Source organism: Microbacterium sp. CCNWLW41, assembly GCF_037083505.1.
In genome coordinates this window covers 118079-134383 of the sequence record NZ_JBAOJP010000012.1, presented here as the reverse complement: position 1 = coordinate 134383, position 16305 = coordinate 118079, and the positions used below count along the sequence as shown (strand labels likewise).

Sequence of the window (16305 nt, the reverse complement as noted above, 5' to 3'; positions counted from 1 at the left end):
AGCGATCGCGCGGTCTCGCCATGCCGACCGGAGATCAGCAGAGCGCAGGGGGATTGCGTCGTGAAGTCGTTGCGATGGGGCCGTGCACGCCCGAAGACGATCGCGTCGATCGCGGGCGTCACCGTGGCCGCCGTCGCGATCACGGGCATGGCTCTCGCGTACGAGGGCAACCCCACCGCAGAGGTCGACCTGCACGACGGCGGCGTCTGGATCACGAAGAGCTCCAGCATGCTCGTGGGCCACTTCAACAACGAGTCCCGCGTCCTCGACGGCGGCCTGCGCGCCGCCGGTGACCAGTACGACGTTCTGCAGGACGGCGGGACGGTCCTCGTCTCGGACACGAGTGCTTCGACGCTGACCGCCGTGGACCCGGCGCGTGTCGCGATGGAGCAGTCGGTTCCGGTTCCGGGAGGGGCGAAGATCGCGCTCGGCGGGACCACCGTCGCGATGCTCGAGCCCAAGGACGGCAAGCTCTGGGCGGTGCAGGCCGGCGGCCTCGGCGGGTTCAAGGCGGGAGGCGCCAAGCCCGTAGCGACGCTCGGCAAGGGCGCCGACGTGGCGGTGGGGCAGGACGGCACCGTGTACGGTGTGTCCGCCGAGGACGGCACGGTCGTGACCGTGGCCATGAGCCCGCAGGGTGAGGCGGAGAAGCCGTCCTCCGCCCCGATCGAGCTCCCCGAGGGCGCGGAGCCGCGCATCACCGTGGTCGGGACGCGTCCCGTGGTGCTGGACGCCGCGTCCGGCGCGCTGCGCGGGCCGGGGATCGAGACGGAGATCGAGGACGCCGACGGCGCCGTGCTGCAGTGGCCGTCGGCGGACGCGCCGGGCGTCACGATCGCGACCTCGAAGAGCCTCGTGACGGTGCCTTTCGACGGCGCCGAGCCGGTGGTCCGCGAGGCCGGCGGCGAAGGGGCGCCGGCGGTTCCCGCAGTGGTGAAAGGCTGCGCCTACGGGGCATGGGCCGGCTCCGCCCGGTTCGTCCGCGACTGCGCGGGGGACGCCGCCGATCTCGAGGCGGGCATCGAGGGCGCCGAGGGCAGCACCTCGCTCACGTTCCGCGTGAACCGCGACGTCGTCGTGCTCAACGACATCATCGGCGGCGCGGCCTGGCTCGCCGCCGACAGTCTGCAGCGCGTCGACAACTGGGAGGTCATCACCCCGCCCGAGGGCGAGTCGGAGGACAATCAGGAGACGTCGGAGGAGACGGTCGAGACGACCCTCCCCGAGCGCAGCGAGCAGAACACCCCGCCGATCGCGACGGACGACGAGTTCGGCGTGCGCCCGGGGCGCACCACCCTCCTGCCGGTGCTCGACAACGACACCGACGCGGACGGGGACGTCCTCGTCGCCGCCCTGGAGGGGGATCAGCCGGGCCTGGGCCGCGTGGAGCCGATCAACAACGGCGGCGCCCTCCAGATCGCCGTCCCCGAGGACGCCACGGGCGGCGGGTCCTTCCGCTACGGCATCGACGACGGGCGCGGGGGCACGGCGCAGGCGAACGTCCAGCTCTCCGTGCACGACTGGAGCGTCAACGCCGCTCCCACCCAGAAGCGGACCACCTCGCTGGCGGTCGAGACGGGCGGGACCGTCTCGTACAACGTCCTGCCGGACTGGATCGACCCGGACGGCGACGACGTCTACCTGAAGTCGGTGACGGCCGCCGAGGGCGACGAGGTGGACTTCACCACGGACGGGCAGATCACCTACCGCGCGGTGGCGAGCCTGCAGGGGCGCAAGGACATCGAGGTCGTCGTCGCGGACGGACAGAACGAGTCGGCCGTGGGCGTGCTCCGCCTGGACGTGCGGCCCGCGGGCTCGACCATGCCCAAGACGAACGCGGACCACGTCGTCACCCGCGCCGGGGAGTCCGTCACGGTGGCCCCGCTGACCAATGACACCAGCTCCGGCCGGGAGGCGCTGCGCCTCGCCCGGGTGGACGAGGTCTCCGGTGCCACGATCACGCCGGACTTCCCGAACAAGACCTTCACCTTCCAGGCGGAGGCCCCCGGCGTGTACTACGCCCAGTACCTCGTGAGTGCCGGACCCAATGCGGTGCCGGGGCTCGTCCGCGTCGACGTGCTCGACAAGACCCAGGAGGACCTGCCCCCGGTGGCGGTTCGCGACGTGGCGCTGCTTCCGACGGGCGGCGACGTGCTCGTCGGCGTGCTCAACAACGACACCGAGCCCTCCGGCGGAATCCTCGTGGTGCAGTCCGTGACCGTGCCCCCGCAGAGCGGCATCAGCGTGTCCGTGCTCAACCACGAGACGCTGCGCATCACCGACCAGGGGATGCTCGACGAGCAGGTGCGGATCAGCTACCGCATCTCCAACGGCACCAAGACCGCCGAAGGCGACGTGATCGTCATCCCGATCCCGGCCCCGGACAAGCTCCTTCCCCCGGTGGCCAACGACGACCAGGTGGTCGTGCGTGCGGGGGACGTGGTGAACATCCCGGTGCTCGACAACGACACCCATCCGAACGGCGACGCGTTGCACCTCGCCCCGGACCTCGTCGAGCCGCTGGTGGACCCCCTCGACGGCGAGGCGTTCGTCTCCCAGGACCTGCTGCGCTTCCGCGCGGGGCCCGAGGCGAAGACCGTCTACGCCACCTACGAGGCGATCGACACGACGGGGCAGAAGGACGCCGGCTACGTGACCATCCAGATCCTGCCCCTCGACGCCGAGGAGAACGCGGCCCCGCGACCGCAGGACATCACGGTGCGTGCGCTCAGCGGTTCGAGCGTCCGCGTGGCGGTGCCGCTGGACGGGCTGGACGCCGACGGCGACTCGGTGGAGCTGCTCGGCCTCGCCTCGGCGCCGAAGAAGGGGGAGGTCTCCGAGGTCGGGACCAACTACCTCGTCTACGACGCGTTCGCGGACTCCGTCGGCGCGGACACCTTCACCTACCGCGTCCGGGATCGCCTCGGCAAGGAGGGCACGGCGTCGATCCGGGTGGGCATCGCCCCCGGCACCGAGACGAACCAGGCGCCGTACGCGGTCAAGGACTCGATCGTCACGCGGCCCGGGCGCACCGTCGCGGTGCCGGTCCTGGCCAACGACTCCGACCCCGAGGGCGACGCGATCGGCCTGGTGACGGACGGCGTCGAGGTGCCCGACGTGGCGGGGCTGTCCGCCGAGGTCTCCGGAGACCGCCTGCTCGTCACCGCCCCCGACTCCCCGATGGAGACGTCGGTGCAGTACACGATCGCGGACGAGCGCGGCGCCGAGGCGACGGCGCCGCTGCAGATCACCGTGGCCGAGGACGTGCCGCTGGTCGCGCCTATCGCCCGAGACGACCGCGTGCTCGTCGAGGACGTGACCGACGACCTGACCGTCGACGTCGCGGTCCTCGACAACGACGAGGACCCGGACGGCGTCGTGGACGACCTCGAGCTCGAGGTCGAGGACGGAGGGGTGATCCGGAGCGACCGGTCCATCCGGGTCACCGTGGGCGAGGAGCGCCAGCTCATCCGCTACACCGTGACCGATCTCGATGACCAGCAGGCCTCGGCGTTCATCTTCGTCCCGGCCCGCGACGAGCTGCGCCCGACGCTGCGATCGACGAAGCCCGTCGAGGTCAAGAGCGGCGAGCGGATCGACCTGCCCCTGTCGGAGTACGTCACGGTCGCCGGCGGCGGGACCGCGCGGATCACCGAGGCCGCCAAGGTGAGCGCGGTGAACTCCGACGGCTCGTCGCTCATCAAGGACGAGGCGACTCTGACGTACGCGTCCAAGAACCGCTACTTCGGCAGGGACGCGCTGACGTTCGAGGTCACCGACGGGACCGGGCCGGACGACCCGGAGGGGCGCAAGGCGACCCTGACGATCCCGATCACGGTCCTCCCGCCCGACAACCAGCCGCCGACGTTCACGAACGGCGAGGTGACCGTCGCCCCCGGCGAGCAGCCGGTGACGGTGGATCTGGCGGCCCTCACCGACGATCCCGATCCCGAGGACAAGAGCGGCATGGCCTACGCCGTGGCCGGGCAGCCCCGCGGCGGCATCACCGCACGCATCGAGGGCTCCACGCTGTCCGTGGAGGCCGGGTCCACCGTGCCGAAGGGGACGACCGGGACCGTCCGCATCCGGGTCGACGACGGCACCACCGACCCGATCGAGGGTACGGTCGCCGTGACGGTCTCGGCGTCGACCCGGCCGTTGCCGGTGGCGAACGAGGACACGGTTCCGCAGGCGGACCAGGGCAAGGAGATCTCGATCCCGGTCCTCGCGAACGACGTCAACCCGTTCCCGGAGACCCCGCTGGCCGTCACCAGCGCGATCGCGGAGACCGGCAGCGGCACCGTGCGCCGCGACGGCGACAACGTCGTCGTCCAGCCCTCGGAGGACTACGTGGGCCCGATGGTGGTGCGCTACCGGATCCAGGACGCCACGAAGGACCCCGACCGCGAGGTCGACGGCCGGATCGTGATCACGGTGCAGGGCGTCCCCGACGCCCCGAGCACTCCGCGGGTGACGAGCGTGCAGGATCGCACCGCCGTGCTGTCGTGGTCCCCGCCGGCGAACAACGGTGCCGAGATCACCGGCTACACCGTCACCTCGCTCGCCGGGAACTACACCAAGGCGTGCACCTCGACGACGTGCACGCTGGACGGGCTGACCAACAACGTCGAGTACACGTTCCAGGTCGTCGCCACGAACCGCGTCGGCGACAGCGAGCCCTCGCGCGCATCCGAGGTGGCGCGTCCGGACGCACGGCCGGACACCCCGACCCCGCCGACCCTGAAGTTCGGCGACAAGTCCCTCTCGATCGCATGGAAGACCCCCACGACGCCCGGGTCGCCGGTCTCCTCCTACACGCTGGAGATCTCCCCCGCGCCGCCGAACGGCGTCGCGACGAAGACGGGGGTCACCGGCAACGCGTACACGTGGGAGGGGCTGGAGAACGGCGCCTCCTACCAGGTGCGCGTGCGCGCCCACAACCGCGCCCCCGAGCCGTCGAGCTGGAGCGGGTGGTCGGCCGACGAGATCCCCGCAGGTCCCCCGGGCGCGCCCGGCGTGCCGCGGGTGGGCCGGTCGTCCGCGGTGGGCGACCAGGCACAGGTGAACGTCAGCTGGCCGGCGGCGTCGCCCAACGGTGATCCGGTCGCCGAGTACCGCCTGCACGTCCTGCAGGGCGGGACGACGGTGCAGGAGCTGCTGGTCTCCGGCACCGAGCAGGCCGTGGTCGTCCCGACGTCGACGACCGACTACACGTTCCGCGTACAGGCGAGGAACAAGGCCGGCTGGGGGGCGCTCGGCGAGGTCTCCCCGCCCGTGCGTGCGGTGACCAAGCCGAAGCCGATCACGGACATCGGCGTCGAGCCCCACGACAAGAGCATCACGGTGACCTATCAGAAGCACGGCGGAAACGGTTTCGCGGAGTCGGAGATCAGCGTGATGTACTCGCTGGACGGCGGCATCCCGACCGCGCTGGTGAACGACACGATCACCGGGCTCACCAACGGGACGACGTATCGGGTGACTCTGTTCGCGACCGTCAACGACGCCGCGATCGCCCAGGGGTCCTTCGGCGGAGACTCCGGGTACTACTACCAGAGCGACCCGGCGACGTCCGGCGAGGTGGTCCCGTTCGGCCCGGTGAACACCCCCTCGGCGACGGCCGAGAACCTCGGCACCTCCATCCGCCTGGGCTGGAACGCCCCGCCGGACAACGGCCGGACCATCCAGGTGATGCAGATCAGCATCGACGGCGGCGCATGGGAGAACGTCGGCCGCAGCGGCACGCGCGACGTCGGCAACGGCTACCAGCAGACCCACTCGATCGCCGTCAAGGCGATGGACACCGAGGGGCAGTGGTCGCAGGAGGCCACCCGGTCGGCGACGACCAGCGACCCGCCGCCCCCGCCGACGGCGACCCTGAGCAGGGCGCCCGGGGTGTCGAAGGAGGACGCGCGGATCTGCGGTCACTCCTCGTGCGGGTACTACGTCGTCAACACGAAGAACTTCACGCCGGGCACCTACCGGATCACCTGCATGGTCAACGGCTCGATGATGGGCGGCAACCACCGCCCGCGGGACTACTACCTGCCGGCGAACGGTCCCACCCAGCTGTCCTGCTTCCAGGGGTACCCGGGCTCCCAGGCCTCCGTCGTCATCGACGGCTGGGGCGAGACGCCGGCCATCACGTGGCCGAACTCGTAGCCGGTCCGCACCCTTCCCCCACCGCCCACGCGCTTCACCACGCACACGAGAGGAATCCCCTCCTGATGACCATGACCCCCGAACAGGCCGCCTGGTTCCAGGGCACGTTCCAGCGCCTCGTCGACAACGTCGACCGCGCGCTCCAGGGCAAGCGTGACGTGGTGAGCCTCGTGCTGGCCTCGATGCTCGCCGAGGGCCACGTGTTGCTCGAGGACGCCCCGGGAACCGGCAAGACGAGCCTCGCCAAGGCGCTCGCCGCCACCGTGCAGGGAACGAGCACGCGCATCCAGTTCACGCCGGACCTGCTGCCCTCCGACGTGACCGGCGTCACCATCTACGACCAGCAGTCGCACACCTTCACGTTCCACCGCGGACCGGTGTTCGCCTCGATCGTGCTGGCGGACGAGATCAACCGCGCCTCGCCGAAGACGCAGTCGGCGCTGCTGGAGGTCATGGAGGAGTCCCGGGTGACCGTGGACGGCACAGCCCACGAGACGGGGCGCCCGTTCCTCGTGATCGCGACGCAGAACCCCATCGAGCAGGCGGGCACCTACAAGCTGCCCGAGGCGCAGCTGGACCGCTTCCTCATCAAGACCTCGATCGGCTACCCCGACCTCGACGTGACCGCGGCGATCCTCGCCGGCTCCGCCGATCGGAACCCGTCGGCGCACCTGACGCCGATCATCACGACGAACGCCGTCGCGGACATGGCCGACCTGGGCGCCTCCGTGCACGTCGAGCCGGCCGTGCTGCGCTACATCGCCGAGCTCGTCGAGGCCACGCGCGCCGACGGCGCGATCCGGCTGGGCGTGTCCGTCCGAGGCGCGCTCGCGATGGCCCGGATCGCGAAGGTCTGGGCGGCGGCGCACGGGCGTCACTACGTCCTCCCCGACGACGTCAAGGCGCTCGCCCGCCCGGTCTGGATGCACCGGCTCCTGCTGGACGCGGAGGCGGAGTTCTCCGGCACCACGGCAGAGACCGTGATCGCGCGGGTCGTCGACGCGGTCCCCGCCCCGCAGGCCCGCACCGCGGCCTGATCGCCCGACCGTCCCCGAGCACCCGAACGGAGCCCCGTGAGCATCGAGACCGCCGCCCCGGAACGCGAGGCGGGCTGGCGCGACGTCGCCGCCCTCGTCCTCGCGCGCGTCGGCGCGCGTCTGCGGGCCGTGACGGCGGTGTTCCGGCCGCTCGCCTGGGTGCTGGTCGGCCTCGCACTGGGGCTCTGGATCCTCGGCCGCGTGCTCGGGTGGTCGGAGCTCACCGTCGCCGCCGTGGTGATCGCCGCCGCTCTCGCGCTGTGCGCGCTGTTCCTCATCGGCCGGACGACGTACGACATCCGCCTGGACCTGGCCCGCACCCGTGTCGTGGTCGGGGAGCGCGCCTACGGCGGCCTGCTGCTGTCCAATCCGGGAGCGCGCGCGATCCTGCCGTCCCGCGTGGTGTTGCCCGTCGGCGCCGGTCGCGGCGAGTTCGGCATCAAGCGGCTCGCGCCCGGGGAGGAGGCCGAGGAGCTGTTCGCGATCCCGACCCAGCGCCGCGGCGTGGTGCAGGTCGGACCGGTCAGCATCGTCCGCGGCGATCCGCTGGGCCTGTTCGAGCGGGCGCATCGCCGCGACGAGCCGCGGGACCTGTATGTGCACCCGCGGACCCTCCTCTTCGACGGCCAGTCGCTCGGCTTCCTCCGTGACCTCGACGGGCTCCCGGCCGCCGACCTCTCGCGCGACGACGTGTCGTTCCACGCGCTCAACGAGTACCAGCCCGGCGACGACCTCCGTCGCGTGCACTGGCGCTCGACGGCGCGCACGGGCACGTTGATGGTCCGCCAGTACGAGGAGACCCGGCGGTCGCACTTCGTCATCGGGCTGAGCCGGTCCGCCGGCGACTACGCCGACCCCGACGAGTTCGAGCTCGCCGTGTCACTGGCCGGGTCGGTCGGGCTCCGCGCGATCCGCGACTCCCAGCACGTCGAGCTGCGGGTGCAGGGGCGAGCCCTGCCCGCCGGCACCGGCAAGCAGCTGCTGGACTCCCTGGCCGGGGTCGAGTCGTCCCGCCCGCGCGAGGGCGGCATCGCGACGCTCGCCGGCGTCGTGGCGGCGAACATGCCGCTCGCCAGCGTCGTCGTGCTCGTGTGCGGCGGGCGCGTGGATCCGGAGGACCTGCGCGCCGCGTGTGCGCGGCTGCCGTACGGCTCGCGCGTGCTCGTCCTCGTGGCCGACGCGGGGGCCGCGCCGTCCCTGCGGCGGATCGCGGACGCGGACGTGGTGACCGTGGGGGCCCTGGAAGAGCTCCCGCTGGCGCTCGGGAAGGTGCTCTCGTGAGCGGCGCAGGAGCGACGACGCGCGTCGGAGCCCGGGGCGCGCGCGGACGCGGCGCGCTTCCGCCGACCCGCCGCCTGGTGCTCGACCTCGTCGCCGTCGGCCTGCTGCTCGGCGTCGGGATCGCCGGGTGGTGGCCTTCCTTCGGCGGCCCCGCGTTCCTCCCCGCGGCGATCGGCGGCGCCGTGCTGGGCCTCGCGATCGCCGTCGTCTGCGCGTGGCGCCGGTGGGGCGTCCTTCCGGCGGCAGGACTCACGGCGGCCGCCTACCTCGTCCTCGGCGGCCCCCTCGCCCTGCCGCAGACGATGATCGCCGGCGTCGTGCCGACGCTGCGGACGGTCCAGGAGCTCGTGGTCGGCGTGGTCACGGCCTGGAAGCGCCTGCTCACGACCGTCGCCCCGCTCTCCGGGGCCGACGGGCACCTGCTCGTGCCGTTCCTGCTCGCGCTCGTCGCGGCGGTGCTGGCCGGAACCCTGGCGCTGCGCCGCCGTCGTGCGGGCTGGGCGCTGATCCCCGCCGGCGCGCACCTCCTTCTGGTCCTCGCTCTCGGCACGCCGGAGCCGGCCGCCCCGGTGGTGCAGGGCGGGGTGTTCGCGATCACGGCGATCACCTGGCTCGCGCTGCGTCAGGCCCCCTCCGGGGAGGGCGCGGCCGTGCCGATCGCGTCGGCTGCGGACGCCGACGAGCCGGGCCGAGGGGTCCTCGGCTCCGCACTCCGTCGTCGCCGCCTGATCGCGGGCGCGGCGGTGCTGGCACTGGCCGGCGGCGTCGGCGCGGCCACCGCGGCGGTCGCGGCGCCGACCGAGCCGCGACACGTGTTCCGCGACGTCGTCATCCCGCCGTTCGACGTGCACCAGTACCCGAGCCCGCTGCAGGGCTTCCGCGGCTACGTGAAGGACCATCGCGAGGACACGCTCTTCACCGTCGAGGGGCTGCCCGAAGGTGCGCGCGTGCGCCTGGGCACCGTGGACCAGTACACCGGCGTCGTCTACGACGTCTCGGATCGGGGCGTCGGCTCCTCGGGCGGGTTCACCCCGCTGCGCGGCAACATGTCCGCCGACGCCGAGGGGACGCCGGTGACCCTGCGGTTCTCGGTCCAGGACTACCGGGGGGTCTGGGTCCCGGACGCGGGCGTGGTGCGCGGGATCGCCTATGGTGGCACCCGCGGCGAGGAGCTTCGCCGCAGCACCTACTACAACGACGCCACCGGGACCGCCGTCACGACGGCCCGCCTCGGCGAGGGCGACTCCTACACCGTGGAGACGATCCTGCCGCGCGAGTTGTCCGACGAGGAGCTGGCGGATCAGGGGTTCGGCCACGTCGCGATGCCGAAGCAGTCCGGCGTCCCCGACGACGTCGCGACCCTGGCGTCGGAGGCGGTGGAGAACGCGAAGACGCCGATCGAGCAGGTCAGGGCGCTGGAGACCTACTTCCACGAGGGCGGCTTCTTCAGCCACGGCCTCGACGGCGAGGTGCTCTCGCGTGCCGGACACACCGCGGAGCGGCTGAGCACTCTCCTCGCCGGGGACCAGATGATCGGCGACGACGAGCAGTACGCCGCCCTGATGGCACTGTTCGCGCGCGAGCTCGGCATGCCGGCCCGCGTCGTCATGGGGTTCTACCCCGAGGAGGGCAAGGAGAGCGGCACGTTCGCCGCGACGGGCGACGACGTGCACGCGTGGGTCGAGGTGAACTTCGACCGTGCGGGATGGGTCGTGTTCGATCCGACGCCGCCGGAGGACCAGGTCCCGAACGAGCAGACCACCAAGCCGAAGGTGAACCCGAAGCCGCAGGTCCTGCAGCCGCCGCCCCCGCCCCAGGAGCCGGTGGACCTCCCGCCGACGCTTCCGGACCAGCGCGAGGGCGAGGACGGCAGCTCCGAGATCCTGGGCATCATCGGGATCATCCTGGCCGTCGCCGGCGGCGTCCTGCTGCTGCTCGCGATCCTGCTCGCGCCGTTCATCGTCATCGGGGCGTGGAAGGCCGCCCGTCGGCGGAAGCGGCGCACGGCGGAGGCGGCCGCCGACCGGATCAGCGGAGGCTGGGACGAGCTGGCCGATCGCGCGGTCGACTACGGAGCGCGGATCCCCGCCGGGGCGACCAGGGCGGAGGAGGCGGAGCACGTGGCGCACTCGCTCACGCTGCCTGCGGCCACCGTCCTCGCCGACCAGGCCGACGCGAGCGTGTTCGGTCCGACGGACCCGACGCCCGAGGACATCGACGCGTTCTGGGGCGAGGTCGACGAGATCGTCGGCGGCATGGGGAAGCAGGCCGGCCTGCGGCGCAGGCTCGCCGCCCGGCTGAGTCTGCGTTCGCTGCTGGGCGGCTCCCGGCTGTCGCGGGGCCTCGGCGCCCTGCGCGCCGCGGCGACCGAGCGCGTGCGCGGCAGACCTGGCACGATCGGGGGAGGCGCCGCCGCCCGACCCGGTGACGCCGCCCGCGATGACGGCGACAGCGAGAGCGAGACATCATGACGAACCCGGCCGCCCCGACCGGCGCCGCGACGGCGGTGCCGGTCGCCACCCCGTCCCGCCGGGCGCCCGCGTACCTCGTCGACGCCGGGATCGGCGCCGTGATCGGCGGCGTCGGCTACGGGATCACGCTGGCATCCGTGCTCGGCGCGACCGACCTCACGGCTCTGCTGACGACAATGAGCCTCGGGATCGGCATCGTCGGTCTCGCGCTGCTGGCCTGGTTCCTCGTCTGCACCGCCCTGCAGGGCTCCTCCGGCGGGTCGGTCGGCATGCGCCTGCTGGGACTGCGGCTGGTCCGGGAAGAGGCGCCCGCGGAGCCTCTCGGCTTCGGGCGGGCGCTGGTGCGCAACCTCCTGTTCGCCGTGACGGCGGCGATCGTCGTCGGCTACTTCACGCCGCTGTTCGACGGCAGCGGGCGGTTCCAGGGGTGGCACGACCGGGCCGGGCGGGCGCTCATGCTCGACGTCCGTTCGCTGCGATCCCCCGCCGTCGCCGCGGCGACACCGGCGGCAGGGGAGGCCGCGTCGGCCGTGTCCTCGGAAGCCCCGGGAACGGAGACCGTGGCGATCCCGGGCCTGCCGCCCGTGCCGCCGCGGCCGCCCCTGCCGGTTCCGGCGGAGGACCCGGAGTTCCCGGACGAGACGGTCGTCTCGGGTCCCGCCGTCGCCGCGGCCGCCGAGTCCCCCGCTCCTGTTCCTCCGGCTCCCGTTCCTCCGGTCCCGGACGATGCGGGCCGAGTCGCGGCGGCGGCACCGGCGCCGGCGGAGGCCGACGTCATGATCACGACGGTGCCCGGGATCAGCCCGGCCGTGGCCCCGCGCCCCGAGCCGCCGGTGACGGGCCCGGAGGCGACGCCTGACCCCGGTCCCGTCGTGCCGCCGGTCCCGCCGGCCGACGACGCGCCGTCCGAGGAGGCGCCGCCCTCTCCCGCGCCGCAGATCCCCGGCGAGGAGGACGACCTGGAGGACACGCGGCTGAGCGTGCCGGGCCACCGGCTCGTCTTCGTGTGGGACGACGGCACCCGCTCGCTCGTCTCCGGCCGCACCGTGTTCGGCCGCAACCCCGCCGAGGACGACGGGGCGACGCTCGTCGCGGTGCGCGACGAGACGCTGTCGCTGTCGAAGACGCACTTCGAGGCCGCAGCGGAGGCCGTCGGCGGCTGGGTGCTCGACCGGCACTCGACCAACGGGCTGACGATCGTCCGCGACGGCGTGCGCATCGCGTGCCCTCCCGGCGAGCGCGTCCGCATCCGGTTGGGGGACGCGATCCAGATCGGCGAGCGGATCGTCACCGTCGGAGGCTACGCATGATCGCGCCGGTCGTGGTCTCGGTGGGTGCGGCGACGCACACCGGACTGCGGCGACGGCTCAACGAGGACTCCTTCCTCGCACAGGCGCCGCTGTTCCTCGTCGCGGACGGGATGGGCGGGCATCAGGCGGGCGACGTCGCCAGCGCGGCGGTGATCGACGTCTTCCGTCCGCTGGCGGGCCGTGCGGTGCTGACGGTGGACGACGTGGGCTTCGCGGTCGCGCGGGCGCGGAGCGCCGTCGAGGCGATCGCCGGGGACGGCGCCTCGCGCGCCGGGACGACGCTGAGCGGCGTGGCCATCACCGCCGTGGACGGCGTCGGGTACTGGCTGGCGGTCAACATCGGGGACTCGCGCACCTACCGTCTCGCGGAGGGTCTGCTGGAGCAGATCTCGGTGGACCATTCGGTCGTGCAGGAGCTGATCGACGCCGGCGAGCTGCTCTCCGACGACGCGCAGCGGGATCGACGGCGCAACATCATCACCCGCGCCCTCGGAGCCGGCAGCGACGGCGAGGCCGACTACTGGATGATCCCCGCCGAGCCAGGGGACCGGCTGCTCGTCTGCTCGGACGGCCTGAGCTCCGAGGTGCCCGACGCCCTGATCCACGCCGTCCTGCGCCGCTCCGAGGACGCGCAGGCGGCGGCCGACCGGCTCATCGCCCTCGCGCTGGAGCGCGGCGGGCGCGACAACGTCACGGCGATCGTGATCGACGCCGTCCATGTCTCGGCGCGCGCCCTGGGCGCCGCCGACGACGAATCGGACATCGATTCCGACACGCGTCCGCGTGCCGGAGCGACGGGAGGAGTCCGCTGATGCCCATCACCGCTTACCACTCCGGGACCTGGTACCTGCTCGTCGGACCGCGCGCCGTCGTCGCGCTTCCCCCGGACGCGGACGCGGGCCTCGTCGCCGAGGTCTGGCGTCGCGCCTCGGGCGAGGAGGCCGCCTTCGCCGACATCGTGGACGCGCTCACCGCCGCCGGAGGCGGGTCCTTCGCCGCGATCCCGCCGTTCGGGGCCGTCGTCCTGGAGGGGACGGACGCGACGATCCGCATCGCGGTGCGGGGGCGGGTCTCGGTGCGCTTCGCCGCCGCCGACGGCGAGCAGGAGGCGAGCGGCGCCGAGGTGACGACCTGGAGCGAACGGGTGGCCGGCGGCGTGCACGGGTTCGAGCTGCGCACCGCCGAGGAGCCCGGAGCGGAGGACGAGGCGCTGCCGATCGTCGCCGGTGTCGTGCGCGGCGCGCTGTTCCGCCACGGGGAGATCGCCCGACCCGACGACGCCGACGCCGCGGTGTCGGCCGACGGGTCGACCGACGCCCAGGACGCGGCTCCGCTCGACGAGCCGGAGCCGGAGCCGGAGCCGGAGCCCGAGCACGATCCGTCGGGCGGAGCCCCGGCGGACGAGGAGGTCCCTGACTCCGAGCCTTCCGCGACCACGGCGTTCGAGCCGGCGGACGAGCCGGTGGACGAGCCGGTGGATCCGGCGGATGAGCCCGTGGCGGACGCCCTGGCGGACGAGCCCGCGGCGGAGGAGCCCGTGGCGGACGAGCTCCCTGAGCCGCCGGCCCCGGTGGACGAGCCGGCGGACCCGGCGGACGACTCCCCCGAGCCGGTCGCGGTTCCGGAGGACGAGCCCCGGGAACCGGTGGCCCCGGTGGACGGGCCGACGGACACGGCCCACAGCGGCTTCTCGAGCGTCGAGTCCGCACCGATCGACACGATCGCCGTCGCCGATCCCGAGACGGTCGCCGACCCGGAGGGATCCTCGCCGCCCGCCGACCCGGAGCCGGCCGGAGACCACGACGGCGCGACCATCTCGGTGGCGCAGGCGCGGGAGCTGCGGGGCGCGGAGGCGCCCGTTCCGCCCGCCCCGGCGGTGCCGGCCCCGGTCGTGTCCGCCCCGGCCCCGGTCTTCTCGTTCAGCCCCGCGGTGCTGCCCGACCCGAGGACCGCACCCTCGTCCTCGCCGGTGGCCCCGTCGGACGCGGCGACGGAGGCCATCCCGACCTCGGCGACCGGGCCCCGCCTGGTCCTCTCGACCGGCCAGATCGTGACGCTGGACCGCCCCGCCGTGATCGGGCGACGGCCGCGCTCGCCGCGGGCGACCGGGGCGACCCTGCCCCACCTGATCGCCGTCGAGAGCCCTCAGCACGACATCTCCCGCAGCCACCTGGAGGTGCGTCCCGAGCCCGACGCGGTGGTGGTGGTCGATCTGCACGCCACCAACGGCTCGACGCTGCTCCGGCCCGGCGTCGAGCCGGTGCGCCTGCATCCCGGGGAGCCGACGGTGGTCGTCAGCGGCGACGTGATCGACCTCGGAGACGGAGTGACGGTCCGGTTCGAGGATCTTCCGTGAGCAGACCGCCCTCGCCGCCGCCGCGGCTCGCGGGGTTCACGTACGTCGAGCCGCTCGGGACGGGCGGGTTCGCGGACGTGTTCCTGTACGAGCAGGAGCTGCCGCGGCGCCGCGTCGCGGTGAAGGTGCTGCTCGCCGACCGGCTGGCCAGCGGCGCGGCGCAGGAGTTCTCCGACGAGGCCAACGTCATGGCGATGCTCTCCACGCACCCCGCCATCGTCACCATCCACCAGGCCGGCGTCGCCGAGGACGGGCGTCCGTACCTCGTCATGGAGTACTGCCCGCGGCCGAATCTGCAGCAGCGCGCGCGCAAGGAGCCCTTCACGGTCGCCGAGGCGTTGCGCGTCGGCGTGCAGGTGGCCGGGGCGGTGGAGACCGCGCACCGTGCCGGGGTGCTGCACCGGGACATCAAGCCGGCCAACATCCTCGTGACCGAGTACAACCGTCCCGCGCTGACGGACTTCGGGATCGCGTCCACGACGGGGGCCGTCTCCGAGGCCTCCGGCATGTCGATCCCGTGGTCGCCGCCGGAGTCGTTCGCGGACCCGCCCACGAGCGGGGTGCGCTCCGACGTGTACGCCCTCGGCGCGACCGTGTACACGCTGCTGACCGGTCGCTCGCCGTTCGAGAAGACGGGCGAGCGCAACCGGGGCGCGGACCTGATCGCGCGGATCGAGCGCGAGCCCCTGCCCCCGCTCGGCCGTCCGGATGCGCCGGAGAGCCTGCGCGGCGTGCTCGAGCGCGCCATGGCGAAGGACCCGGCGCAGCGCTACCCGAGCGCCGTCTCGTTCGCGCGCGCCCTGCAGAAGGTGCAGATCGAGCTCGCGCACTCGGTGACGCCCATCGACATCGTGGACGAGCACCCGGTCGACGACGAGCCCGAGAACGACGACGACGGCCTCACCCGGGTCCGCCAGGTCGTCACGATCGCGCAGGACGGCCCGGGAGGCACCGGAGCGACCCGGCCCTCGGCGAAGACGCGTCCCGTCACTGCGGAGCCGTCCGCCGCCCCCGGCCCGCGCTTCGACCCCGGCGGGGTCCCGGTCGCCGACGACACCGTGATCCGCACGCCTCGGCCGGTGCCCGAGGACGACGCCACCGTGGTCAGCCCGCCGCGCGTGGTGGCGCCGGAGGGGACCGCTGCGTCGTCCGCGCCGTCCGCCGTCGTCGCGGAGCCCGCGCCGACGGCGCCGGACGAGAGGCCCCGCGGGCGCCGCGCGCTGTGGATCGTGCTCGCTGTCGTCGCCGTGATCGCGCTCACGGTCGGAGCGGTCGTGGCCGTGAACCTGCTCAACGCCGCGCCGCCCGTGCCGTCGCCGAGCGAGAGCGCGGACGTCGTGCCGCAGGACGTGATCAGCGGAGCGGTCCCCCGGGTGGCGGACCTGTCCGCGACCGTCGCCGGCGATCAGGCGACGTTCACCTGGACCAACCGCGCACCGGAGGAGGGGGACGGCTATGTGTGGAACATCGTCACGCTGTCGGGGGAGGAGGAGCTGTCGATGACGACGGAGACCACGGTCGCCGTGCCGTTCTCCGGCACGCAGACCTGTATCGACGTGATGCTGCGGCGCGCCGACGGGCGCACCTCCGAGGCGGTACGGGGGTGCACGCCGTGAGCGGGGAGCGCCGGTCCTCCCCGGCCGACGAGACTCCGGACGACGCGCTTCCGGACCAGGCGGCGCGGATCG

The 16305-nt window shown here is 73.5% G+C and carries 8 protein-coding genes; all 8 read left to right on the top strand.

Translation table 11 applies throughout. The annotated features are described in order from the left end of the window. Positions 1-60 precede the first annotated feature (60 nt). A complete protein-coding gene (locus V6R91_RS32010) occupies positions 61-6162 on the top strand; it encodes an Ig-like domain-containing protein (RefSeq protein ID WP_336398714.1) in 6102 nt (2033 codons plus the stop codon). A 65-nt stretch (positions 6163-6227) separates the two neighbouring features. Further along, positions 6228-7199: an AAA family ATPase gene (locus V6R91_RS32005; protein ID WP_271059912.1), complete on the top strand. Its 972-nt coding sequence runs from the start codon at positions 6228-6230 to the stop codon at positions 7197-7199. Between the two features lie 36 nt (positions 7200-7235). Next, the gene (locus V6R91_RS32000; RefSeq protein WP_271059913.1) at positions 7236-8480 is read left to right on the top strand and encodes a DUF58 domain-containing protein; all 1245 of its coding nucleotides are present in this window, start codon (positions 7236-7238) and stop codon (positions 8478-8480) included. Next, a complete protein-coding gene (locus V6R91_RS31995; RefSeq protein ID WP_336398713.1) occupies positions 8477-10951 on the top strand; it encodes a transglutaminase-like domain-containing protein in 2475 nt (824 codons plus the stop codon). Before V6R91_RS32000 ends, V6R91_RS31995 begins: the two co-directional genes overlap by 4 nt. Further along, positions 10948-12261 (top strand): RDD family protein, encoded by a 1314-nt coding sequence (locus V6R91_RS31990; protein ID WP_336398712.1) that lies wholly within the window; start codon positions 10948-10950, stop codon positions 12259-12261. Before V6R91_RS31995 ends, V6R91_RS31990 begins: the two co-directional genes overlap by 4 nt. Then, entirely contained in the window at positions 12258-13073 is an 816-nt protein-coding gene (locus tag V6R91_RS31985; protein ID WP_271059916.1) for a PP2C family protein-serine/threonine phosphatase, read from the top strand. Before V6R91_RS31990 ends, V6R91_RS31985 begins: the two co-directional genes overlap by 4 nt. Then, positions 13073-14617, top strand: a complete 1545-nt coding sequence (locus tag V6R91_RS31980; RefSeq protein ID WP_336398710.1) for an FHA domain-containing protein — start codon at positions 13073-13075, stop codon at positions 14615-14617. The genes V6R91_RS31985 and V6R91_RS31980 overlap by 1 nt, the downstream gene beginning before the upstream one ends. Then, positions 14614-16233: a protein kinase domain-containing protein gene (locus V6R91_RS31975; RefSeq protein ID WP_336398709.1), complete on the top strand. Its 1620-nt coding sequence runs from the start codon at positions 14614-14616 to the stop codon at positions 16231-16233. Before V6R91_RS31980 ends, V6R91_RS31975 begins: the two co-directional genes overlap by 4 nt. Positions 16234-16305: the final 72 nt, after the last annotated feature.

Bases quoted from the DNA above. Each gene is read 5' to 3' on its own strand.
- V6R91_RS31990 (WP_336398712.1), top strand. From the start codon at position 10,948: ATGACGAACCCGGCCGCCCCGACCGGCGCCGCGACGGCGGTGCCGGTC.
- V6R91_RS31985 (WP_271059916.1), top strand. From the start codon at position 12,258: ATGATCGCGCCGGTCGTGGTCTCGGTGGGTGCGGCGACGCACACCGGA.
- V6R91_RS31980 (WP_336398710.1), top strand. From the start codon at position 13,073: ATGCCCATCACCGCTTACCACTCCGGGACCTGGTACCTGCTCGTCGGA.
- V6R91_RS32005 (WP_271059912.1), top strand. From the start codon at position 6,228: ATGACCATGACCCCCGAACAGGCCGCCTGGTTCCAGGGCACGTTCCAG.